Raw genomic sequence first — 23,211 nt, 5'->3', positions numbered from 1 at the left:
TCCTACATCAGTTAAAACCTGAAATAAATAAATGGATTATATGTTGAGTTAATCAAGTACATAACCGAAATCATAAATAATGTTAGTAATAATATAGGACGTACAAATTGCATTGTGAACATATACGTTTTTGGCGCAAGTTCTAGTATGTTTTTCATTCGTTTTAAAATTGGTGTCGCTGCGATAAAGGCAATGAGAAATACGATAATGTATTCATGTACGTATAACATCGTATTGTCATCGATGAAAGATTGGCCACCTATGCCGAACATCGCTTTTAAATATTGGAAAGAGTAAGCGAAGTTGTCAGCTCGGAAGAAGACCCAACCGATCATAACGATTAGTAATACGTATGCATGTTGCAGCGGCTTCCATAGTTTGTTTAATATTTTTTCGAATCCAGCTTTTTCAATTGAAATAATAAAGCCGTAATATAAGCCCCAGGCGATAAATGTCCAGCTCGCCCCGTGCCATAAACCAGTTAACCCCCATACGATGAAAAGGTTACGATAATTCGCCAGTTTTGAAACGCGGTTTCCGCCGAGCGGGATATATATGTAATCGCGGAACCAAGAGCCGAGTGTAATATGCCATCTTCTCCAAAACTCTGAAATAGATTTAGAGATGTACGGATAGTTGAAGTTTTTCGGGAAATCAAATCCGAACATTTTTCCAAGTCCGATTGCCATATCAGAGTATCCTGAGAAATCGAAATAAATTTGCAGGGTATAGGCGATAATACCAATCCATGCCGTTCCAACACTCATTTCAGATGGTGGTAAGGCAAAGATTTTATCAGCGACAAATCCAACTTGGTTAGCGATTAATATTTTTTTTGCTAGTCCGAGAACGAAAATTTGAATGCCTTCTGTGAATCGTTCAAAAGAATGGATGCGCGTTTTAATTTGCTCAGCGACAATATTGTAACGAACAATTGGTCCGGCAATAAGCTGAGGGAAAATAGAGATATATAGCGCTAAGTTAAGTGGATTTTTTTGAACATCCCCATCTTTACGGTATATATCGATGACATAGGACATCGCTTGGAATGTATAAAATGAAATTCCAATTGGTAGTGGAATAGGTTCCACATGAATAGATAAGTGCAATGCGTTGTTTAAAATGTCTGTGAAAAATGAAATATACTTAAAATAAGAAAGTAATAGTATATTTCCGACTACAGCCATAATTAAAAATGTGACTTTCATATTTTTTCGTTTATCATAATGATGCACGAGTAGGCCGAAGCAGTAGTTTAATACGATGGAAAAGAGCATTAAAAGAACGAAACGTGGTTCGCCCCATGCATAGAAAATTAAACTAAATGCAAGTAATACGAAATTACGTAGCTCGGCACGCACTATAAAATAGAGAAATAATACGAGAGGTAAAAAGATAAACAAGAAAATCGAACTACTAAATACCAAAGGACTCTCCTCACTTTTTCGAAATACATTTCGTAAAAAAAACGACATATCTATTATATATTCTTTTTTATAATAGTGCCTTTAATATTTTAGCATGTTAATAATTCGATTAAAATAATTATTCCATATAAACGGTTTCTAATTTCATACGTAAAAAAAGCGGGCAATTAAGTGTTTTTTTGTTGAATATGGAGGCGATAAAGGGTTGAAATAAGAAAGAAGCAGCATCCAAATAGATGCTGCTTCTTTCTATTCTATTTCTAAATCAACAATTAAGTAGGCAAGTATAACGATGAAAAAAATGCTAACAGATGGCGCTGTTAATACGTGACCAGACATAAAGCCAATGCCAAGTGATAGGATGAGTGTACTAGATAATAGCATATATTTTACAGTTATAATTTTCTTAAAGTTTGTGATCATACGGATGAATAGTTTAATACCGAAGTATAGAAGTGGTATTAAGTAAATAAGGAAACCGATAATTCCAAAGGCGAAAAATAGGTCATGGAAGTCCATTTCAATTAATTTAATTTTAACTGTGTAGTTACCAGCGTAACCCATTCCAAAAAGTTTTTGTGAGAGCGGTGCTTCTTTATAGTATTGTTTGTATACTTTTAAGAATTTGTCCCGATCACTATAAATTAAACTCTTCACTTCAGAGTCTGTTAGTTCACCTTTTGCGTGTTTTTTTGCATCCTCTGGATTTTCTTTAATTACTTTTCCTTCTTTTTTATCCTGTTCTTCTTGTACTGATTTTTTGTATTCGTATATTTGCATGTGGATTCCCATATTTTTTGCGATAGGAGTATGCGGTGTAAGAACAATTAAACCTCCTAGTACAACTGCTGCAACGATGGTGTTTATAAGATATGTGAATCCTTTTTTTTCTTTTTTACGGTTTATCATATATTCAATGAACGAGAAGAAAAGTGCTACGCCTAATGTTAGCACAATTGCACCATATCCAACTTTTGTTCCGACCATAATACTTGCATACATCGCAAGTATTGTTGGAATCCAGTAATATATTTTCGAGAAAGAAGTTGTTTTATAAATCGAATATAAGACAACGATTGGGAACATAATCGCGAAGAGAGCACTTAAATCATTTCCAGCAAAGAACCAACCTCTTGAGCCAATTTTTGAGTGAGGATAGCTTGGGAAATCAGTGCCAGTTTGCATTGCGATAATCATTGTGATGCTTAAAATTAAAGTTGCATATAAGAAATATGTAATGATTTTATGAAACACATATTCTTTATTTTTTAGCTCTTTAAAGACGATAATATATCCAAACAGTAGCACAATTGGATATATGCTCTTTAAAATAAATTTAACTTCTTCTCCAAATGAAACTGGAGATTTAACCATCATATTATTTACAAGACCGATTGCCAGTGCAATTCCGAGTAAACATAAATAGAGCATGTACTTTTTCGCGCCTTGTTGTTTATGATGAAGAAGTAGATAACCTAATGCAAGAAGCATAAAGGCGAAACGGACTACGATTCCGACTGTTGCGCTCATGTGTAATATATAGATTGAAAAAGACGTTAATAAATCTAAAATTGGTTGAAACACGATGAATAGCAGTAGGAAATGCGGGAAGTAGTTATCCGTCTGTTTTAACTTAGTAACCATATGTTCCTCCATTTCTTCATTCCTTTATTTCAGCACCCCTCTATATAATAGGAAGGGGAATGAATTTCTATATTTAATTTTTATATCAGACTTAAGAATACACCATTTCATTGTAATGGTAAATAGATGAAGAGCCGGGATAAACCGACTTTAATTTCTATATTTTTCAACGAAATTGTATGTTTTATGCAAGGTGGTGATATACAAATTACGAGATTATTAGACAGAAAATTAAGAAAAAAGAAGGGTTTTTCACATCCTTTCTATAATTATATAAGTATAATCTTTGTGTAGAAAAGAGGGGTATATATAATGGAAGTAACAAGTAAAACAGAATCTGTCATTGTGAAATATGAAGGGCACGTTGCAACGGTTATGGTCAATCGCCCAGAGGTGTTAAATGCATTAGATGAGCCAACGTTAAAAGAGTTATTACAAAAGCTGAAAGAAGTAGCGGAGAGTTCTGCACACATTGTTGTGTTATGCGGGAACGGCCGTGGTTTTTCTGCGGGTGGAGATATTAAATCGATGCTTTCAAGTAATGATGAAAGCAAGTTTGATGGTATTATGAATACTATTTCTGAAGTCGTTGTGACTTTATATACGATGCCAAAGCTCGTTATTAGTGCGATTCATGGACCAACTGCTGGCCTTGGATTAAGCATTGCGCTAACAGCTGACTATGTGATGGCAGATATATCATCCATTATTGCGATGAACTTTATTGGAATCGCTTTAATTCCCGATGGCGGCGGCCATTTCTTCCTTCAAAAGCGCGTTGGTGAAAATATGACGAAGCAAATTATTTGGGAAGGAAAGAAATTATCAGCGAGCGAAGCGCTTGATATCGGCTTAATTGATGAAGTAATTGGCGAAGATTTCCAAACGGCTGTGAAGCAAAAAATTAGTGAATGGTCACAAAAGCCAATCAAAGCGATGATTCAAACGAAGCAAATTTTATGTGAAGTAAATCGCTCCAATTTAGAACAAACATTGCAGCTTGAAAAACGCGGTCAATATGCGATGAGACAAACAGCGGATCATAAAGAAGGCATTGCTGCATTTTTAGAAAAACGTTTGCCAGCATTTAAAGGAGAATAAAGTGTAGTAATAGTTTTACTAACGGTTAATTTAAGGTAAAGGGGAGAAAGTGCTAACACATTTTAGTATAATTGTGTTAGCACTTTTTTTAGGAGTAATATATGAAGAAAATTATTGGTGTTATCGTTATTATTTTACTTACATATTATGCTTTGCATAGTACACCATCTCTTGCGGTACGAACTGCACTATTCTTTGAAGGGCATCCAATTGTTGCTTTCTCAGGTGAAGTGGAGAAAGAACGGGATGTGAAAAAAGAGGCGATTCCTGATGAGTACCAAACCTTATATGGCGATAAGAAAGAAGAACCAGAGCATTATTTCTTTCCGGCAGTAAGGGCACACGGATCAGGAATTGATATGTTAAGTGCTTGTGTGAAAAAAGAGTGGTTATTTTATAAGGCAGAGCTCGGCTGCTATTAAACATAGGAGGATGAATGATGTCAGCATATAACAAGTTAGTAAGAGATCGTGTTCCAGAGAAGATTTTAATGTCTGGAAAAACATATACGGCACAAAAATTAACAGGACAAGCATACATACAAGCTTTAGCAAAAATTGGAACAGAAGAAATTCGTGAATTTGCTTCTATGAAAGAGCGCGAACATGCGCTTGATTCTCTTGCGGATGCACTGGAAGTAATCATCTCATTAGCGCGTGCAGAAGGTGCAACAATTGAAGATGTAGAACGTCTTCGTAAGCAAAAAGAAATAGAGCGCGGTGGGTTTGAAAGAGGTATTTACTTGTTGGATGTTTCAGAAGAATAGATTTATAGAAAACATAGTGTTCATGAATAACGCTATGTTTTTTGTTAAAGTGAATTTTACTATAATTTAGAAAATTAAGCTATATGAGTAGAGGATTTATAGTAAATTCGGTATACTAAATAATAGGGAAAATGAGGAGGAAATAACAATGGCACATCATACGAAAGAAACGATGGAATTGATTAAGGAGCTTGTCTCTATTCCAAGTCCGTCTGGAAATACAGAGAAAATCATTCGTTTTATTGAAAACTATGTAAGTGAGTGGAATGTAGAAACGAAGCGTAACAATAAAGGCGCTCTTATTTTAACGGTAAAAGGGAAAAATGATGCACAGCACCGTTTATTAACAGCACACGTTGATACGTTAGGTGCGATGGTAAAAGAAATTAAGCCAGATGGTCGTCTGAGTCTTTCTATGATTGGCGGATTTCGCTGGAACTCTGTAGAAGGGGAATATTGTGAAATTGAAACATCAAGTGGTAAGACGTATACAGGAACGATTTTAATGCATCAAACGTCTGTACATGTATATAAAGATGCAGGTGAGGCGAAACGCGATGAGAAAAATATTGAGGTTCGCATTGATGAGCGCGTATTTTCAGCTGATGAAGTACGTGAATTAGGAATTGAAGTAGGAGACTTCGTTTCATTTGATCCGCGCGTTCAAATTACAGAGAGTGGATACATAAAATCACGTCATTTAGATGACAAAGTAAGTGTTGCGATTCTATTAAAATTAATTAAGCGATTACAAGATGAAAACGTAACATTACCATATACAACTCATTTCTTAATTTCTAACAATGAAGAGATTGGATACGGTGGTAACTCTAACATTCCAGAAGAAACGGTTGAATATTTAGCGGTTGATATGGGAGCGCTAGGTGATGGACAAGCATCTGACGAGTATACAGTATCTATTTGTGCAAAAGACTCTAGTGGTCCGTATCATTATGCACTACGTAAACATTTAGTAGAGCTTGCGAAAACGAACAATATTGAATATAAAGTAGATATTTATCCGTACTATGGATCGGATGCATCAGCTGCAATTCGCGCTGGATTTGATGTGAAGCATGCATTAATTGGAGCAGGTATTGATTCTTCTCATGCATTTGAGCGTACACATGAAAGTTCGATTGCTCATACAGAAGCACTTGTTTATGCATATGTATTATCAGAGATGATTGCAGAATAAGAAAAGAAATAGGCTACCTCTAGTAGCCTATTTTTTGTGTGCAGAGAAATCGACTTTATTTAACAAAGAGTAAATTAATTGTAATTTATTTTACAATATTAAGAAAGTAGGTTTACTACATAATTCGAGTATTATAAAATAATAGAGGCGCACTAATTTTTTTTTGTTTGGATTTGCTGAAATTTATATATTAAGATTACGCGTTATTAAAAGATGATTGTCGAGAGGAGTATTATTTTTTATGAAGTATCGTGCAGTCGCGGCAGGTATTTTAGCCGCAAGTTTATTATCGTCTCCAGTAAGTAGTTTCGCAGCAACGAAGAAGTTTTCGGATGTTCCTACATGGGCGCAACAATCAGTTGATTATTTAGTAGGAAAAAAGGCGCTTGATGGAAAGCCAGATGGAACGTTTTCTCCATCTGAAGCAGTAGATAGAGGGTCAGCTGCAAAGATTTTAGCAGTCGTTCTTGGTTTACCAATTGATCCAAAAGCAAAGCCATCTTTTAAAGATGCACAAAACCATTGGGCAGCTCCGTACATTGCTGCAGTGGAAAAAGCAGGTGTAATTAATGGAGATGGTACTGGTAAATTTAATCCATCAAGCCAAATTAACCGTGCATCTATGGCATCTATGTTAGTACAAGCATACTCATTAGATAAGAAAATTATTGGAGAACTTCCAACACAGTTTAAAGATTTGGAACCTCATTGGGGTAAGAAACAAGCTAATATTTTAGTAGCTTTAGAGATTTCTAAAGGTACGGGAAATGGCTGGGAGCCTGAAGGAACTGTAACTCGTGCAGAAGCAGCTCAGTTTATTGCGATGGCTGATCAAAATAAAACAGATACATCAAAAAGAATGTATATGAACAGAAACTTTATTACATATCATCAACCATCATTATCATCTGGTATTACTGATGTTCAGCATAAGCCACAAATGGTTGTAGTGAAAGAACAAAGAGCAGACGGCTGGTTAAAAATTGTAACAAGTAAAGGTGAGAAGTGGACACCTCTAACAGAAAAAACAGAAGCGATTAATGAAGGATTTACTACTTATGAAACAGCTTCACATAGTTCTAAAGTGCTAGGTACATATAATGCACAAACAGTAACGGTTATGGAAGAGAGTGGAAGTTGGATTCGTATCCGCGTAGGCGCTGGTTTCCAATGGGTTGATAAAAATCAATTAAACCCAGTAAAACAAGAGAACTTCTTAGAAGGTAAAGCAATTATTATTGATCCAGGTCACGGTGGAATTGACTCGGGTAATGTTGGTTATTACGAGAAAGAAAGTCAAATCGTATTAGATACATCTTTACGATTACAAAAACTATTTGAGAAAAAGACACCATTTACTGTTAAGTTAACACGTACGAACGATACACGCCCAGGAGTAGATTCTAGTGATTCTTTAAGAAAAAGAGTAGAATTTGCTAATGAAAATAAGGGTGATATTTTCGTAAGTATTCACGGTAACGGTTCGGATGAAAAAAATGGACACGGTACAGAAACATTCTATTATGCAGCAGCACCGACAAGATCAACGAATCCACATACGGAAGACAGTCGCTTATTAGCAGAAAAAATTCAAAAACGCCTTGTAGCAGCACTTGGGACATATGACCGTGGTGTGAAAAAGGATAATTGGTACGTAATAAAATATAATACAATGCCAGCTGTATTAGCAGAATTAGCATTTGTAGATAATAAGAATGATGCAAATAAACTCGCTACATCAGCACAGAAACAAAGTGCAGCAGAAGCAATTTATCAAGGTATTTTAGACTATTACGAAGCAAAGGGTAATAACGTATCTTCTTTCCGTTAATACATTAAAAGAGATTGCCAATAGGCAGTCTCTTTTATTTATTAACGTTTCTCTTTATTTCAGGCATGTGATATCATTTAATTTTATATAAGAAAGTATTGTAATTATAACGATATAGAGGATGATCATAGATTGAATAATCATAGGAAAACACCTGCATGTATATATACGTATGCATTTCGTGAGGAGGAGCGTGCTTTATGTTACTTGGAAATGCGCTCGTTCTTTGGAATGGAGTCCCACGTTAATATTTTGAAAAGTGATGTCAAAATTGACCCGAGTAGAAGTCCTTTTATGAAAGAGCGCGTTGAGGTTATGTATGAAGGAGACGACTTAGAAAGTATTTTGGAACAAGTAAAGGAAATTGAATTAGGAGAAATGACGTTTAAAGTTATCTTCGTGAAAATCAATGATCTTGAGGGAGAAAATAAAATAGAGTATGCGGAAAGACGCATCATTGAACGACGTATTGGAGATTGTATTGATGCGGAAGCAGATGTGCGCAATCCAGAGCGTACTTTTGGTATTGTTCCATTAGGCGGACGTTGGTATTTTGGACATTATGTAGAGAGTAAGCCAGTTTGGTACCATCATATAAAAAAACCACGTAGCTATTCGACATCTCTTAGCACACGCGTTGCAAGATCCGTTGCAAATATTGCGGTGCCAAATCCAGAGGGAGTAAGAGCGATTGATCCGTGCTGTGGCATTGGAACGGTTGTAGTAGAAGCTCTTTCGATGGGAATTAACATCGTTGGTAGAGATATAAGCCCGCTCGTTGCGATTGGAGCAAGAGAAAATATTGCACACTTCGGATTCGATGGGAAGATAACGAAAGGCCCAATCGAGGAGATTACGGATAATTACGACGTCGCAATTATCGACATGCCATATGACTTATTTACGCACGCAACACCAGAAAATCAGCTCTCCATTCTTTCAAGCGCGCGCCGCATTGCTAAAAAGGTAGTCGTTGTTACAATGGAAACAATGGACGATATGATTCATGAAGCAGGATTTGAAATTACAGATCGCTGCACTACAAAAAAAGGAACATTTTCTAGACAAATTCTTGTTTGTGAATAAGGAAGAAAGGTCACCCGTTTGGGTGACCTTTTTTTATGGTGGTTTGATGTGTGATTGGTTGGTGGAATGGAGGAGGGATTTGGCGAAATTTGTCGGTAAGTCGATATTCCATGTCGAATCGTCGATAAATTTAAAAAATCGCCGATATATTGTGTGAAATCGCTGATATATTCCGAGAATCGTCGATATCGTTACATTAGTATATTACTGTTCTTTTAATTTCTCTTGTTGTGCAAGTAGTAAATTGCGCAAGATGTGTCCGCGGTAACTTTCTAGTTTGCGTCCTTCATGATAACGTACGCCTAATTTTTTTAGTTCAGCTACGTACCAGCCTTTTGTTCCGTAGTACATTGGATCACTTCCTTTTTGCTTTTGAACAGTATATGTTGGGGATGGAAGTAACTTTCCAGTGAAAATAATAAGCCTGGCTGTATCAAGTGGTTCCATAAAATAGCTTCTGGATCGTGTATAAAAAAATAGACAGTAGTGTATGCTTTTTTAAACAATGTATACAAATTTATACCCTATGCGTTGGCATGATATTTGCAATAAAAAGAGTATCAACATAAAGGGGAGAGATGGAAATGAAGGTTAGTAAAGTGTATACGACAATTGATGCTCACGTAGCTGGGGAACCACTTCGAATTATTACAGGAGGCGTGCCAGAAATAAAGGGAGAAACGCAGCTAGAAAGACGTGCATATTGCATAGAACATTTGGATCATCTTCGCGAGGTTCTTATGTATGAACCGAGAGGACATCACGGTATGTACGGTTGTATCATTACCCCACCTGCGAGTACTCACGCTGATTTTGGTGTGTTATTTATGCACAATGAAGGATGGAGTACGATGTGTGGACACGGCATTATCGCTGTTATTACAGTCGGAATTGAGACAGGTATGTTTGAAGTGACAGGTGAGAAACAAAAGTTCATTATTGATAGCCCTGCTGGGGAAGTCATTGCGTATGCAACATATAACGGGAGCGAAGTAGAATCCGTATCATTCGAAAATGTTCCTTCATTTGTATACAAAAAAGACGTTCCTATTAAAATAGATGACTATGAATTTCAAGTAGATATCGCGTTTGGCGGAGCTTTTTATGCGGTAGTAGATAGTAAAAAATTTGGTTTGAAAGTCGATTTCAAAGACTTAGCTGCTATTCAAACGTGGGGCGGTAAAATTAAGCATTACATCGAGAGCCAGATGGAAGTGAAGCATCCGCTTGAAGAAGGATTAAAAGGAATATACGGCGTTATTTTCTCAGATGATCCGAAAGGGGAAGGCGCAACGTTGCGAAATGTAACAATTTTCGCTGATGGGCAAGTAGATCGTTCTCCTTGCGGCACGGGAACTTCCGCAAGAATCGCAACTCTTTTTGCAAAAGATGCCCTGCAAAAGGGAGAAATTTTCGTCCACGAATGTATTACTGACGGGAAATTCGAAGGGGAAGTATTGTCGGTAACAGCGGTACATACATATGAAGCTGTCGTTCCGAAAGTAACGGGGCATGCATTTATTACAGGATTTCATCAGTTCGTTATAGACCCGAGAGATGATTTGAATCGGGGATTTTTGTTAGGATAGAAGAAGGAGGTGGAAAGATATGTTAGTCATAAGCGCGAACGAACAACGAAATTTAGTAAATATGAACGAAGTCATTGAATACGCGGCGCTTGCTTTACAAGAGTTTTCCGCAGAAAGAACGATCACACCAATACGTACTTCATTACCATTTGCGAATGAGAAAAATACGGCATTAATTATGCCTTCCGTAGCGGAAGGACTTGAAGCACTTGGTTTAAAGGTAGTAACAGTAGTCCCTGAGAACAAAAAGATTGGAAAGAAAACGATAAACGGGATTGTGATGCTATCCGACTTTCAAACAGGAGAACCGCTCGCGATTTTAGAAGGATCGTACTTAACGATGATTCGAACAGGAGCCTTATCAGGAGTAGCGACAAAATATTTAGCTCGTCATAACGCAAAAACTTTATGTATTATCGGGACAGGCGAACAAGCGAAAGGGATTGCCGAAGCAGTATTTGCGGTTAGAGATATTGAAAAAGTTATGTTATACAATCGAACAGAAGAAAAAGCGTATGCATTTGCGCAATATATACAAGAGAAATTTAATAAACCTGCTTATGTTCATGCCACTGCAAATGAAGCAGTAAGCGAAGCAGACATCATCGTCACAACTACGAACGCATCCACACCAGTCTTCTCAGAAATCTTGCAAAAAGGCGTCCACGTAAACGCCGTCGGCTCATTTAGGCCGAACATGCAAGAACTACCATCTCACGCCATCGCTAATGCAAACAAAGTAGTAGTCGAATCAAAAGAAGCAGCACTAGAAGAAACGGGTGACCTTCAAGTTCCAGTGCGAGAAGGTTTATTTAAAGCTAGCGACATCCATGCTGAACTTGGACAAATTATAAGCGGGGAAAAAGCAGGTAGGGAGAACGATGAAGAGATTACTGTTTTTAAATCGGTTGGTTTGGCAGTAGTGGATATTATCGTTGCGAAGTATTTGTATGAGAGAGCGGTGGAGCAGGGAGTGGGGAATAGGATTGAGTTTTGAGGGAGACTGCCTTTTGGTGGTCTTCTTTGTTGATAAGGGGGAGTTTGAAGTGCACCCCGAAAGCGGGACATCTATTAAAACACCTCCATTGCATTTGCATACTTAGTATGGGAATGCAGGAGGTGTTTTTATTGTATTTTTTCTTTGTGATAAACTGAAAAAAGATTTATGTAAAAAAGAAATGAAGACTGCAATGTCGAATAGTGAAGAAGAAGACCATTCATTTAATGTAGACCAGGAAGCATCACAAAAATTACGTATCCAATCTACAAAGTTATTAATTTTTTATTATGAAAATATTATGTTTGGATAAGCAGTATTTGGTCTAGGGCTAGGGTTGCGCTAGAGATATTATTTAATTACTCTTGGTTGTCATGCTATGAAGCGTTGTGATCGCTTCTGAAATGTCTTCGGATGTAAAGGTTTGGTAATCAGTTTTTTCGATTTTTTCCCCGTTCAATTTTCCCTGGAATAAACGCTCAGTTTGGGACGAAAGGATTTGTTCAAATAAATTTCGAACCCAGCGACCATTACCGTTTACAAGTTTTTGCTCAACAGATAATTCAATTACTTTCTGTAATGTTTGATTTGCCCCTTCTGCTAAGCGATACTCTTCTTTGCTGATTTTCACAAGCATCATTTGATTTAGTTCATCTGCGCTATAGTCTTCAAAAAGGAAATGATTTGGGATACGAGATTTTAATCCTTGATTCAATTGGAATAATGTTTGCATATCTTTTTCATATCCAGCAAATACACAAATGAAATCATCTCGGTAGTTTTCCAATAAAGGAATCAATGCATCTAATGCTTCTTTTCCGCTTCTATCATTTGTTAGTGTATAGGCTTCGTCAATGAATAAAATGCCGCCTTTTGCTTTTTCTACAATAGTTTTCACTGTTTTGGGAATGGATGAACCTGCAGTTAACATATCTTTTGTAGCCTCCACAAAATGACCATTCTTTAACACACCTGCCCCGCGGAACATTTTTCCGATTAAACGAGCCATTGTTGTTTTACCTGTTCCCGCGTCTCCTAGGAATACCATATGGTGACTTTTCTTTTCTATTTTCAAACCTTCTTTTTTTCGTTGGTTTTGAATATATTGGAAGTTTCCTAATTTCTCTACTTCTCGTTTTAGATTATGCATACCGATCAATTCGCTAATTTCTTGTTTTGCTTCTAAAAAGAGTTCTTTTAAGCCCTCTTGCTCTTCTTGGTCTGTTTCGAAAGCGTTTTTCACATCTTCAGAAATTAGGTTGTAATTGTTTGTTTTTGGGTTGTTCTGAATACGCAGTAAATGTTGCTTACTCACTTCATCCGCATATTGTATAACTGTTGTGCCGTTTCCAGCTAATATTCCTTGTTTCATATTTTGATGAATATAGGAAGAGAAAATTTCTTCGATTTGTGTTGTGTCGTAATTTTTACTTTGCAAGTAGTTTATCCCGATTTTTGTTAATTCTTCTAATGTATAATCTGTCAAACGGAAAGATTCATTTACGAGAGAACGAAGCCCTGGGTTCTCATCCAAAAATTCTTGCATTTTATCTTCATAACCAGCAAAAACAAAAACAATATTGTTTTTTGGATCATTCATGTGACTCATAATTGTTCCAATTGCTTCTAATCCAAAATTCGCTTTGGTTCCTGCAAAACTTCCGCCAGCTAAACGATATGCTTCATCTAAGAAGAAAACACCATTTTGTGCTTCTTTTATTTTTTCTTTTGTTTTTTTTGTCGTTTCTCCAATGTATTGACCTATAATTTCATCGATTTTTACATCAATAAATTTATCTTCTGTGATAAATCCTGCTTCGAGTAAAACAGGTGTCAACTTTTTAGCTAACATTGTTTTCCCTACTCCTGGATTTCCTGTGATGATAATATTTTTTGAAACGTTTGGTAATTCGATATTTGTTTTACTTTGCAGCAGTGCTCTTGCATCTTTCATTTTTAACCACTCTGTTAAAGTGTTTTTTATGTTTTTCATACCAACAATAGAAGAAATAGACTCGAAAATTTCTTCTTTATGTTGTTGTTGTTGTCTTTTCGGTTCTTCTATATGTTGTTCTGTTTTATTTTCTTCTTGTTTTGATGAAGATTGGCTTTCTTTCATAGCAAGTGCTATTCGTTCTTCTAAATTGAATGGTGTTTGTTTCTGTTGTTGGAATTGTTTTAATGCTGTTTCGTTTTTTTCTGTTATACGTTGTGCTTCTGCCTCTGCTCCATCAGCATCCATATAACGTTGGAAACGTGAAACTCGCGTTTCTCTTTCTTCCGTTTGTTTTGTTTCTGTATCATCTGTATATTCTGGTTCTGAATCTATTGTTTCCATGTCAAAAGATTCAACTCTATAAGAGAAGACTTCTTCCTCTTCTTTTACAGGCTCTAGCTCCTGTACTTTCCCGCAATTGCTGCATTGTTTTTGATTGTTCATATTTGCTCCGCAGGAGCCACATTTCTTTTGTTCATATGTTTGATTGTAACGTTGCTCCTCCTCTTCTTTGCGAAATTGTTCGTGCTCCTTCAAGGAACAGCCACCGCAAAGTATAATTTTTTTGTTATACAAAGAAGCGTATGTCCCAAATCCGCTTGTCGATATTGGGTTTTTACAATTTCCACAAGTTTTAGGAGTTTTTCTTGAAAACATAGTTCATTCCTCATTTCATTGTTTTTTGTATTTCGGCATTATCATAGCACGAAAATGGAAAAATTGTGTAAAAAGTTATATTTCCTTTTATCTCGCTTCAATGATCTTTTTTCGTTTCGAAATTTATAGGTAAATCGATATGTTGTGTCGAAGTGTCGATATAATTGGATGATCATTAATATATTTTGGGCGGTGGGATTGGTTGGGGATTTTGTTGTATGGTATTCGATTTTTATTTTAGAGGGTCAGAAACTCAAAATGTATATATATAAATTATAAAAATGTTATATAATTTATAAGGAAGAAAATGGTTTGTTCCGCTATTTGCCGGGTAGTAAGATCCCACCTCAAAATTCAGCGAAAGCAGAGAAGTTAGGTGGGGGATCAACTGCCCGTAAAAGCCCGATTGGTGAAGTCTAATAATCAGTGGGGGGTGGACAAAACCCCCACTGATTAAAGTTTCACTTTATGAAAACGATAAGAAAGGAAAATAAAGTATGGAGGAATGGATAGCAAGTCAGAAGGAAACCACCCATCATAAAATAGCGATAATATTATTTCCTATCACTCTATTTTTAGGGTATATCCATTCAGGATTATTTGGTTTCGGGTTGTTTTTATTTTTTATTATTACATCATTTAAGTTATTGAAAAAAATGCTATTTTTCATGATAATTTTAGGTTTGATATCGGTAATTCTTCCATTTTTAGCCCCCATTATTTTTATTGTTATGCTCGTTCTCTTTTTTATGAGAATTCAGTTTGTCATAAAAAATTGGAGGCCATTTTTAGCTGGATTACTTATATATGGAATCGCGGCTATTTTACTAACTAGAATGAGTTTCGATCCTACTAGTACGTTAGTATACGATTCTTCATTTAGTAAATTAATGGAGTCTATTATCGTTTCAGCATTAGGATTTATTGGTATAAGAACAACGTTAATTTGGTTATATGGTCATAATTATAGTAGTTATACAGCCCTTGGTATTATGGGAAGTGTACCTCTTATTATTATTTCATTCATTTTGCCGTTTTTAAAAATGCATATGGGTGGAGATGTGTATGTTGCGGAACCAGGAGTAGTGGATGGACACGCTGTTACGGGAGAAACAGTTGTACATTCTTCAGATGCTCACATAACCAAAGGGGCGAATTTACAACATGTACAACCACATGTAAGAACAGCGCCAGACGGAGATGTAACGAATAACTTATCGTATCATGGTCCGGATGCGAAGCCAGTGAATCCAGATACAGTAGCAGTGAAGGGGTATGTAAGAACGGCGCCAGACGGAGATATAACGAATAATTTATCGTATCATGGTCCGGATGCAAAAACGGTGAATGTAGAAGCACAAGGAAATAATCATGTGAAAACTAGTTTGGATGGAGATACCGCTATATCTAAAGGTTCTTCACAGTGGGATGACATGACTCCGGAACAGAAAGAAACAGTTATGACTGCATTTAATGGCGTAGCAGTTGGGCAAGGAATGGTAGATAAAGTATTAAAAGGTGTGGAGCGAGGAAAAGGACGCAATGATTTTTGTGGACATTGCGGTAAGGAAAGATCCGGAAAAGGAAGATTCTGTGTCTCATGCGGAGGTAGTCTAGAATATGATGAACAAACTCCAAAACAAACGAATGATAGAAAAAGAGGTAATTTTATTGTAGTAGGTATTATAGGGGTTATTGTTGTAACCGGCGCACTGTTTATGGCGAAAAGTTCATTGTTCACAAATGATGAGAAAGTCGCAACTTCTACGGAATTTAGTGAAGATATGGAAACTGAAAAATTAAGCACTGCAGCATTGTCGGATATAGATGGTTATTGGGTAGATAAAGGTGTTCCTAGTTATGTAGGAATAAAAATAACTGGAGATAAACGAGGCGAAATAACATTCTACAGTGGGGAAGAGAATACCACCTATTTATTTAAATTACAAAATAGTGAAGAGAAGAAAATGAGTTTGCGTATTTATGAAGAGAAATCAAATGTAGCATCATTTGTACCATTTAATGCTCGTGTCAATATAGTAGATGATCAGCAAATTGAGTTAATTAGATTAGGGCAGGAAGAAGATAATCTTTCCCTTACACGAATGACGAAAGATGAGTTTATGAACTACTATGAGCCTGTTGATGAGAAAAAAGCATATACAGGTAAAAATGAGCAATCTAAAAATGAAAAAACTAAGATACCATTCGTCCAAATAGAATCTAGTTGGATTAACACAAGTGGAGGTCCAAATATATCATTTATATTAGCTGAAGGAGAGAGAAGTGGAGAGCTTATTATCGAACAAGGACAACCAGGTGGTGGTAGGCTCCCTCAGCATAAGTTCTATATAAGTTCGGAACCGAAAGATGGAGATAATACTTATATCATTTCACTGCAACAAACTTCAGGTGAATATCAAGATGTAGAATTGACTTTGACGGAAGATCGATTACGAATGAAGATGGATGGACAGGAGAGTTTCTATCAGAGAGGATAGAAGCAGTGTTTTCCTAAACGTTCATTAGAAATCCTTATAATATGTCAAATAGTTGTAGTGACTCTTATGTGTATAACGAAATTCAAAAGCTATTACGAGAAGAAGGTGAAATAGACGAAGGACTGCAAGAATGGCTAGGGGAATTTTGATTTAGAAGATGTTAATGATATGTTGGAACATGTGAATCCTGTGCGGATATCAAATCATGAATTCAATTGGCGTATGAAAAAAGTTGCACCTCTAACAAGTGGAGGTGCAACTTTTTTACCATTCCCTCCATTCTTCTGTTATATCTTCCTCAGATTCTAAGCCAGCTATTCGTGCTGCTGTATCAATAAATTCATAGAGATCTTCTCTTTCCATTGTTTCGATGAAATGGTCATGTTCAATATTTAATTCATTTAGTTTAATAACTAACTCTTTAACAACTTGCATGACTTCGACTTCGGTTGGATTCTCTCCCAATTGCTTTAAATTGTTAATATAAGTGTCGAGTACTTTATTTGTTGCACTTATATTTTCTTCAGTGAAAAATTCTCCATCTTCATCATACTCAACCCATGAGGTTGTTGGTTTGTTCTTTTTCAATTCATCAAATGTCATGATAACCTCCTAAATGTGTTTTTTATCTTTAATCTCATTCTACATTTTCAATCATATATAACAATCATTTAAGAGGAATTTTTTAGGCTACTAGTTTTTTAACTTATTTTGCTCTTCGCATCAATATAGTTTATCGCAAGAATGCATGAATAGATTTCAAACCTTCTAGTTTTACAAAAAAGTTTGACTTTATATAGAGGTAGTGGTAATTTAAAACTTATAAGAAAACTCGGGATTAATTCCGAGTTTTCTTATGGGGATAACTAGTTTGAGGGGGCCGAAAGATGAAACGGAAATTATTTGCATTACCATTTGTCCTAATACTACTTATTGCATTAGCGGCTTGTTCTGGAGGAAAAGATTCTTCGAAGCAAGCAGGAACTAGTAAATCAGGGACTCCGAAAGACGGGGGAACGTTAACGATTGGTGTTAGCGATAACCCAGAGACGATGAATCCGCTTTATGCGAATGATTGTGTGTCGTTAACGGTGCAGCAAGCTTTATATGCACCGCTGTATCATATGGAAGACGGTAAGAAGAAGTTTGTTCTTGCTGAAAGCTTTACGCCTTCAGAGGATCAATTAACGTGGACATTGAAGTTAAAAGATAATTTGAAATGGCATGATGGTAAGAAAATTACATCAGACGACATAGCATTTACATTCCAATCTATTTTAGATGAGAAGCAAAATAGCTCAAGTCGTGAAAACTTTGTTTTTAAAGGAAAACCGCTTGAGGTGAAAAAGGTAGATGAGTTAACAACTCAATTCGTTTTACCACAAGTAAGTGCATCTTTTGAAGGTGTGATGAATGATTTCTTCCCAATTCCGAAACATGTATTTGAAGGGGAAGCAGATTTAGCGAAGAGTAAGAAAAACTTACAACCTGTAGGATCAGGTCCGTTTAAGTTTAAAGAGTATAAGTCTGATGAGTACGTTGCATTAGATCGATTTGATGATTATGTAGGTGGTAAAGCTAAATTAGACTCTATTGTATATCGCGTTGTAAAAGACCGTAATACAGCAAATGTTTCACTACAAAATGGTCAAATCAACATGAAGATGATTGAGCCGCAAGACTTTAAGAAATTAGATAGCACTGGGAACTTCTCAATGGTGACATTCCCTGAAGGTAGATTATTCTACTTATCTTATAACCAAAATACAGATCTGATGAAGAAAAAAGAAGTGCGCCAAGCAATTGCGCATGCGTTAGATAAGAAAGAAATGATTAACTCAGCATTCGTTTCTAGTCAATTTGCAGAACCAGCGAATTCAATTTTAACGCCAGATGCTATGTATTATGCAAAAGACATTAAAGATTATAAGTATGATAAAAAAGAAGCGAAAGATTTATTAGTGAAAGCTGGCGTGAAAGATAAAGAAAAAGTACGCGTCATGTATGTAACGAATAATAAGATTATGGAAAGCTTAGCACTTTATACACAACAAAAATTACAAGAAGTTGGCTTAGAAGTTGAACTGAATGCATTAGATGCTAGTGCAGCAAGTGAAAAAAGCCTAGATAAAGAGAATAAAGAATTCGATATTACATTCGGTGGTTACATAATGGGACCTGAGCCAGATTCATATAAGAGCTTATTCTTAAGTAATGCTGAATACAACTATGCACGTTATAAAAACGCTGATTTCGATAAGTTATGGGAAGAAGCTGCAGTTGAAACAGATAAAACAAAACGCGCAGAACTATATCATAAAATTCAAGAGACAGCTAGAGAAGACTTACCTTATCTACCAATTGCGTATCCGAAAGCAGTTATTGCAGTAGATAAAAAGTTTGATGGATTGAAAGAAGCAAAAGCAATTCCTGTCACAATGTTTGAAGATTTATCTAAGATTTATGAAGTGAAATAAGAAACTGTAAAGAAGCTGGTGGAAATCAGCTTCTTTATCTTGAGGGGGGAAGTTTGTGTATAAAGTAATTGGGAAGAGGCTTTTAAATGCAATTCCGCTTTTATTTGTTATTTCTATTATTTCTTTTCTATTAATAAAACTAGCACCGGGCGATCCTGTTCGAAACTTTGTCACGCCGAATATGAGTCCAATTGATGTTGAACGTATTCGCAAAAGTTTAGGACTAGATCAACCAATTTATATGCAGTATATTTTATGGCTGAAAAATATTGTAACAGGGAACTTTGGTTACTCACTGCAAAATCACCGTCCTGTTTTAGATCTTATTGTAGAAAGGTTACCTGCGACAATCGGCTTAATGGGATCGTCTTTACTCGTCTCATTTGTAATTGCAATACCACTAGGACTACTTACAGGTGTGAAAAAGAATTCTATCTTTGATCGCATTGTAAACTTTATTTCTTATGTGGGAATCTCAATGCCAGTCTTTTGGTTCGCTTTACTATTAATCTATTTATTCTCTTTAAAGTTGAACCTTCTTCCAAGTATGGGTATGCGTACAGTCGGTCAAGATTCCTTCTTGGATATTGTGCAGCACGGTATTTTACCTTGTATGGTGCTTGCGTTCCAAAACGTTTCTGTTTATATGAGATATATTCGTTCCAGTACAATTCAACAATTAGAAGAAGACTACGTACAAATTCAATATGCGTACGGTGCTTCAAAGAAAACAGTTTTATTTAATCACGTGCTTCGAAATGTATTAATACCGATCATTACAATTTTCGGATTATCTATTCCAAGTTTAGTGGGCGGAGCGTTTATTACGGAAACAGTATTTTCATGGCCAGGTCTAGGCTCACTTGGGGTAAATGCTATTTTTAGATTTGATTATCCGATTATCATGGCAATTACATTATTATCATCATTCATGTTGATTCTTGGTAACTTAATTGCTGATATTTTATATGGCGTAGTAGATCCGCGCATTCGAATGAGGGGGTGATTTGGAATGAATAATAGGAGATTTCAAACGATAAAGCATAGTTTTACAAAAAATAAGTTTGTTGCAATGGGAGTGATTATACTTGCGGTTTTAACGGTCGCATCGATTTTCGCATTCGTATCGCCTTACGATCCTAGTAAAATGTCGATTCCAGATCGCTTACAAGAACCGAGTATGAGTCATCCTTTCGGAACGGATGATTACGGAAGAGATTACTTAACTAGGGCGTTATATGGTGGACGCGTTTCACTTGCGGTCGGTTTTCTAGCGATGGTTGTTTCTATTACAATCGGTACCGCAGTTGGAACAATTAGCGGATATTTTGGCGGAAAGTTAGACAACTTTTTAATGCGAATTGTTGAAGTACTTATGTCAATTCCATCATTCTTTTTAATGTTACTATTGAATGCTTATTTAAAACCAGGAATTACAACGTTAGTTCTTATTATCGGATTACTAACATGGATGGACACCGCTCGTATCGTAAGAGCAGAGACTTTATCTGTAAAAGAGCGTGAGTACGTTTTATATGCAAAAGTGTCAGGACAAAAATCACTCACGATTATTGTAAGACATATCATTCCTAACATTTTATCAACCATTATTATCGCCGCGACATTAACGATTGCGACATCAATTTTAATGGAATCATCACTTAGCTTCTTAGGTTTAGGTATTAGAGAACCAGATTCTTCTTGGGGCAGTATGCTAAACAATGCGCAAGGATATATCGGTGAAGCTTGGTATTTAACACTCTTCCCAGGATTCCTTATTCTTTTAACAGTCCTAAGTTTTAACGTAATTGGTGAAGCGTTGAAGAAAGCTTTCGCACCAAAAGGAGCTGGAAATGAAAACTAAAGTGTTACGTGAAAGGAGTGAGAAGCGTGTCTGAAAAACTACTAGAAGTGAAAAATTTAAAGACTTCTTTTTTCATAGAAAGTGGAGAAGTGGAAGCTGTTCGCGGCGTTACATTTCGTTTAAATAAAGGAGAAGTAGTTGGTATCGTTGGGGAGTCTGGAAGCGGAAAGAGTGTAATGGCGAAGTCCGTTATGTCCCTCGTTGCATCACCAGGGAAAGTGAAAGAAGGAGAGATTCTTTTTCATAATGAAAACATCCTTTCTAAATCTGAAAAAGAATTGCGTTCTATTAGAGGAAATCAAATTTCACTTATCTCCCAAGATCCAATGTCTGCGCTAAATCCAGTTGTGAAAATTGGGAAGCAAATGACGGAAGTAATTATACGGCATCAAAAAGTAAAAAAGAAAGAAGCAGAGCAGATTGCGGTTAACTTGCTAAAACAAGTCGGTCTTTCGTCGCCAGAAGAAAGGGTAAAACAATATCCGCACGAACTAAGCGGTGGTATGAAGCAGCGGGTTATGATTGCGATGGCAATGTCTTGTAATCCAGATCTTCTCATTGCGGATGAACCGACGACAGCGCTTGATGTAACGATACAAGCACAAATACTAGATTTAATGAAAAACTTAAAAAATGAAACGAATATGGCGTTACTTCTTATTACACATGACTTAGGAATAGTCGCGCAAAACTGTACACGCGTTATCGTTATGTATGGCGGCCTTATTATGGAAGAGGGACCTGTACTTGATATTTTCCAATCGCCGAATCATCCATATACGAAAGGGTTATTAAACTCCTTGCCGAAAATATCGAACGGCGTAAAAGAAAGACTCGCGCCAATTCAAGGTGTAACACCAAACTTATTACACCCGCCACAAGGTTGCCCATTCGCTGAGCGTTGCCCGCATGCGATGGACATTTGTGAAAAAGAACGTCCGCCATATTTTGAAGTCGGAAACGAAAGACGTTCTATGTGCTGGTTAAATGATAGGGCGGTAGGTGAATCACATGCATGAAGAAAACTTAATTGAAGTTCGGAACTTAAAAAAATACTTTCCTATTAAAAAGGGACTATTCGGCAGAAAAACGGAACAATTAAAAGCAGTCGATGACTTAAGCTTCACAATTAAAAAGGGTGAAACATTCGGATTAGTAGGAGAATCGGGCTGCGGAAAATCAACGACAGGAAGAAGCATCATTCGTTTACACGACGTCACTTCAGGTAACGTTTTATTCGACGGAAAAGACATCGCAAGTTTGAAGGAAAGTGAACTAAAAGAATATAGAAAACGAATGCAAATCATTTTCCAAGATCCATACGCATCATTAAATCCGTCGATGAATGTATTCCAAATTATTAGCGAGCCAATGAACATTCACGGATCTTATGAAAAAGAAGAACAAAAAGAAATCATATTAGACCTGCTAAAAAAGGTAGGTTTAAAAGAAGAGCACTTATATCGCTACCCGCACGAATTTAGTGGAGGCCAGCGCCAGCGCATCAGCATCGCGCGTGCACTATCTGTAAAACCAGATTTTATTTTATGTGACGAACCAATCTCAGCACTAGATGTCTCAGTCCAAGCACAAGTCGTAAACATGCTGCAAGACATACAAGAAGAAACAGGCGTTACATACTTATTCATCGCACATGACCTATCTATGGTCAGACACATATCAGACAGAATCGGAGTCATGTACTTAGGGAACATAGTAGAAATTGCCGACAGCGAAGACCTATACACAAAACCGGCACATCCATACACACAAGCACTACTCTCATCTATGCCAGAACCAGATCCAACAAAAACAGGGAAAGATCGGATCATTCTAGAGGGAGAAGTACCAAGCCCGCTAAACTCACCATCCGGCTGCAAATTCAGAACGCGCTGCAAATTCGCCACTGAAAAATGCGCACAGGAAGTACCGAAGATGGTTGAGATTGAGAAAGGGCATGGGGTGGCTTGTCATTTGTTTTAGAGAAGAAAGCACTAGGAAATCTAGTGCTTTCTTCTTTATATAGATGATAGTAATGACTATTCTTTTTGATTATCTGTAAGTACGATACAGTCTG

The 23,211-nt window shown here is 36.5% G+C and carries 20 protein-coding genes; 15 read left to right on the top strand and 5 right to left on the bottom strand.

What is annotated here, in order from left to right:
* Positions 1-11: 11 nt before the first annotated feature.
* Positions 12-1,427 carry an MBOAT family O-acyltransferase gene (locus MR147_RS10100; RefSeq protein ID WP_000232137.1) on the bottom strand — a complete coding sequence of 472 codons (1,416 nt, stop codon included), beginning with the start codon at positions 1,425-1,427 and terminating at the stop codon, positions 12-14.
* Between the two features lie 249 nt (positions 1,428-1,676).
* The gene (locus MR147_RS10095) at positions 1,677-3,071 is read right to left on the bottom strand and encodes an O-antigen ligase family protein (protein ID WP_242304052.1); all 1,395 of its coding nucleotides are present in this window, start codon (positions 3,069-3,071) and stop codon (positions 1,677-1,679) included.
* Between the two features lie 312 nt (positions 3,072-3,383).
* Between MR147_RS10095 and MR147_RS10090 the strand changes: the two genes are divergently transcribed.
* From MR147_RS10090 to MR147_RS10065, 6 genes are all read left to right on the top strand, one after another.
* Positions 3,384-4,172, top strand: coding sequence for an enoyl-CoA hydratase (locus MR147_RS10090; protein ID WP_000454170.1), 789 nt, complete (start codon positions 3,384-3,386; stop codon positions 4,170-4,172).
* A gap of 101 nt (positions 4,173-4,273) precedes the next feature.
* The gene (locus MR147_RS10085) at positions 4,274-4,594 is read left to right on the top strand and encodes a hypothetical protein (RefSeq protein WP_000720155.1); all 321 of its coding nucleotides are present in this window, start codon (positions 4,274-4,276) and stop codon (positions 4,592-4,594) included.
* 17 nt (positions 4,595-4,611) lie between these two features.
* Positions 4,612-4,938 (top strand): nucleoside triphosphate pyrophosphohydrolase, encoded by a 327-nt coding sequence (locus MR147_RS10080; protein WP_001277353.1) that lies wholly within the window; start codon positions 4,612-4,614, stop codon positions 4,936-4,938.
* A gap of 148 nt (positions 4,939-5,086) precedes the next feature.
* Positions 5,087-6,136, top strand: coding sequence for a M42 family metallopeptidase (locus tag MR147_RS10075; protein WP_000930097.1), 1,050 nt, complete (start codon positions 5,087-5,089; stop codon positions 6,134-6,136).
* Between the two features lie 241 nt (positions 6,137-6,377).
* Positions 6,378-7,967, top strand: coding sequence for an N-acetylmuramoyl-L-alanine amidase (locus MR147_RS10070; RefSeq protein ID WP_242304051.1), 1,590 nt, complete (start codon positions 6,378-6,380; stop codon positions 7,965-7,967).
* A 132-nt stretch (positions 7,968-8,099) separates the two neighbouring features.
* Positions 8,100-9,053, top strand: coding sequence for a TRM11 family SAM-dependent methyltransferase (locus MR147_RS10065; RefSeq protein ID WP_074607474.1), 954 nt, complete (start codon positions 8,100-8,102; stop codon positions 9,051-9,053).
* 204 nt (positions 9,054-9,257) lie between these two features.
* Here the strand turns inward: MR147_RS10065 and MR147_RS10060 are convergent, their stop codons facing one another.
* On the bottom strand, positions 9,258-9,500 hold the full coding sequence (locus tag MR147_RS10060; protein ID WP_242304049.1) for a YflJ family protein: 243 nt from the start codon (positions 9,498-9,500) through the stop codon (positions 9,258-9,260).
* A gap of 137 nt (positions 9,501-9,637) precedes the next feature.
* Here MR147_RS10060 and MR147_RS10055 point away from each other — a divergent pair, with 137 nt between their 5' ends.
* The 3 genes from MR147_RS10055 to MR147_RS27040 all read left to right on the top strand — a co-directional run bounded on the left by MR147_RS10055 (position 9,638) and on the right by MR147_RS27040 (position 11,952).
* Positions 9,638-10,642 (top strand): proline racemase family protein, encoded by a 1,005-nt coding sequence (locus MR147_RS10055; protein ID WP_242304048.1) that lies wholly within the window; start codon positions 9,638-9,640, stop codon positions 10,640-10,642.
* 19 nt (positions 10,643-10,661) lie between these two features.
* Positions 10,662-11,639: an ornithine cyclodeaminase family protein gene (locus MR147_RS10050; RefSeq protein WP_242304047.1), complete on the top strand. Its 978-nt coding sequence runs from the start codon at positions 10,662-10,664 to the stop codon at positions 11,637-11,639.
* 181 nt (positions 11,640-11,820) lie between these two features.
* The gene (locus MR147_RS27040) at positions 11,821-11,952 is read left to right on the top strand and encodes a hypothetical protein (protein ID WP_277930728.1); all 132 of its coding nucleotides are present in this window, start codon (positions 11,821-11,823) and stop codon (positions 11,950-11,952) included.
* A 42-nt stretch (positions 11,953-11,994) separates the two neighbouring features.
* On the opposite strand, the gene MR147_RS10045 is transcribed toward MR147_RS27040, so the two are convergent.
* Entirely contained in the window at positions 11,995-14,172 is a 2,178-nt protein-coding gene (locus tag MR147_RS10045) for an AAA family ATPase (RefSeq protein ID WP_242304046.1), read from the bottom strand.
* A gap of 617 nt (positions 14,173-14,789) precedes the next feature.
* On the opposite strand from MR147_RS10045, the gene MR147_RS10040 reads away from it, so the two are divergent.
* Positions 14,790-16,793 (top strand): energy-coupling factor transporter transmembrane protein EcfT, encoded by a 2,004-nt coding sequence (locus tag MR147_RS10040; RefSeq protein WP_242304045.1) that lies wholly within the window; start codon positions 14,790-14,792, stop codon positions 16,791-16,793.
* Positions 16,794-17,057: 264 nt separating this feature from the next.
* On the opposite strand, the gene MR147_RS10035 is transcribed toward MR147_RS10040, so the two are convergent.
* A complete protein-coding gene (locus MR147_RS10035; RefSeq protein ID WP_242304044.1) occupies positions 17,058-17,396 on the bottom strand; it encodes a hypothetical protein in 339 nt (112 codons plus the stop codon).
* A 284-nt stretch (positions 17,397-17,680) separates the two neighbouring features.
* Here MR147_RS10035 and MR147_RS10030 point away from each other — a divergent pair, with 284 nt between their 5' ends.
* Genes MR147_RS10030 through MR147_RS10010 form a run of 5 tightly spaced genes read left to right on the top strand, consistent with a single transcriptional unit; the run spans position 17,681 to position 23,117 of the window.
* Positions 17,681-19,270, top strand: a complete 1,590-nt coding sequence (locus MR147_RS10030) for an ABC transporter substrate-binding protein (RefSeq protein ID WP_242304043.1) — start codon at positions 17,681-17,683, stop codon at positions 19,268-19,270.
* A gap of 55 nt (positions 19,271-19,325) precedes the next feature.
* Complete coding sequence (locus MR147_RS10025) at positions 19,326-20,276, top strand: ABC transporter permease (RefSeq protein WP_242304042.1); 951 nt, start codon at positions 19,326-19,328, stop codon at positions 20,274-20,276.
* A 6-nt stretch (positions 20,277-20,282) separates the two neighbouring features.
* Positions 20,283-21,134: an ABC transporter permease gene (locus MR147_RS10020; protein ID WP_242304041.1), complete on the top strand. Its 852-nt coding sequence runs from the start codon at positions 20,283-20,285 to the stop codon at positions 21,132-21,134.
* Between the two features lie 26 nt (positions 21,135-21,160).
* Complete coding sequence (locus MR147_RS10015) at positions 21,161-22,153, top strand: ABC transporter ATP-binding protein (protein ID WP_242304040.1); 993 nt, start codon at positions 21,161-21,163, stop codon at positions 22,151-22,153.
* Positions 22,146-23,117 carry an ABC transporter ATP-binding protein gene (locus MR147_RS10010; protein WP_242304039.1) on the top strand — a complete coding sequence of 324 codons (972 nt, stop codon included), beginning with the start codon at positions 22,146-22,148 and terminating at the stop codon, positions 23,115-23,117. The genes MR147_RS10015 and MR147_RS10010 overlap by 8 nt, the downstream gene beginning before the upstream one ends.
* The last annotated feature ends 94 nt before the right edge of the window (positions 23,118-23,211 follow it).

Origin of the sequence: Bacillus cereus group sp. BfR-BA-01350 (genome assembly GCF_022663775.1) — a bacterium.
Taxonomy (GTDB): Bacteria; Bacillota; Bacilli; order Bacillales; family Bacillaceae_G; genus Bacillus_A; species Bacillus_A paranthracis.
This window is presented reverse-complemented; position numbering and strand designations above follow the sequence as displayed.

Bases quoted from the DNA above. Each gene is read 5' to 3' on its own strand.
- MR147_RS10095 (WP_242304052.1), bottom strand. From the start codon at position 3,071: ATGGTTACTAAGTTAAAACAGACGGATAACTACTTCCCGCATTTCCTA.
- MR147_RS10090 (WP_000454170.1), top strand. From the start codon at position 3,384: ATGGAAGTAACAAGTAAAACAGAATCTGTCATTGTGAAATATGAAGGG.
- MR147_RS10085 (WP_000720155.1), top strand. From the start codon at position 4,274: ATGAAGAAAATTATTGGTGTTATCGTTATTATTTTACTTACATATTAT.
- MR147_RS10080 (WP_001277353.1), top strand. From the start codon at position 4,612: ATGTCAGCATATAACAAGTTAGTAAGAGATCGTGTTCCAGAGAAGATT.
- MR147_RS10075 (WP_000930097.1), top strand. From the start codon at position 5,087: ATGGCACATCATACGAAAGAAACGATGGAATTGATTAAGGAGCTTGTC.
- MR147_RS10070 (WP_242304051.1), top strand. From the start codon at position 6,378: ATGAAGTATCGTGCAGTCGCGGCAGGTATTTTAGCCGCAAGTTTATTA.
- MR147_RS10060 (WP_242304049.1), bottom strand. From the start codon at position 9,500: ATGGAACCACTTGATACAGCCAGGCTTATTATTTTCACTGGAAAGTTA.
- MR147_RS10055 (WP_242304048.1), top strand. From the start codon at position 9,638: ATGAAGGTTAGTAAAGTGTATACGACAATTGATGCTCACGTAGCTGGG.
- MR147_RS10050 (WP_242304047.1), top strand. From the start codon at position 10,662: ATGTTAGTCATAAGCGCGAACGAACAACGAAATTTAGTAAATATGAAC.
- MR147_RS27040 (WP_277930728.1), top strand. From the start codon at position 11,821: ATGAAGACTGCAATGTCGAATAGTGAAGAAGAAGACCATTCATTTAAT.
- MR147_RS10040 (WP_242304045.1), top strand. From the start codon at position 14,790: ATGGAGGAATGGATAGCAAGTCAGAAGGAAACCACCCATCATAAAATA.
- MR147_RS10035 (WP_242304044.1), bottom strand. From the start codon at position 17,396: ATGACATTTGATGAATTGAAAAAGAACAAACCAACAACCTCATGGGTT.
- MR147_RS10030 (WP_242304043.1), top strand. From the start codon at position 17,681: ATGAAACGGAAATTATTTGCATTACCATTTGTCCTAATACTACTTATT.
- MR147_RS10020 (WP_242304041.1), top strand. From the start codon at position 20,283: ATGAATAATAGGAGATTTCAAACGATAAAGCATAGTTTTACAAAAAAT.
- MR147_RS10010 (WP_242304039.1), top strand. From the start codon at position 22,146: ATGCATGAAGAAAACTTAATTGAAGTTCGGAACTTAAAAAAATACTTT.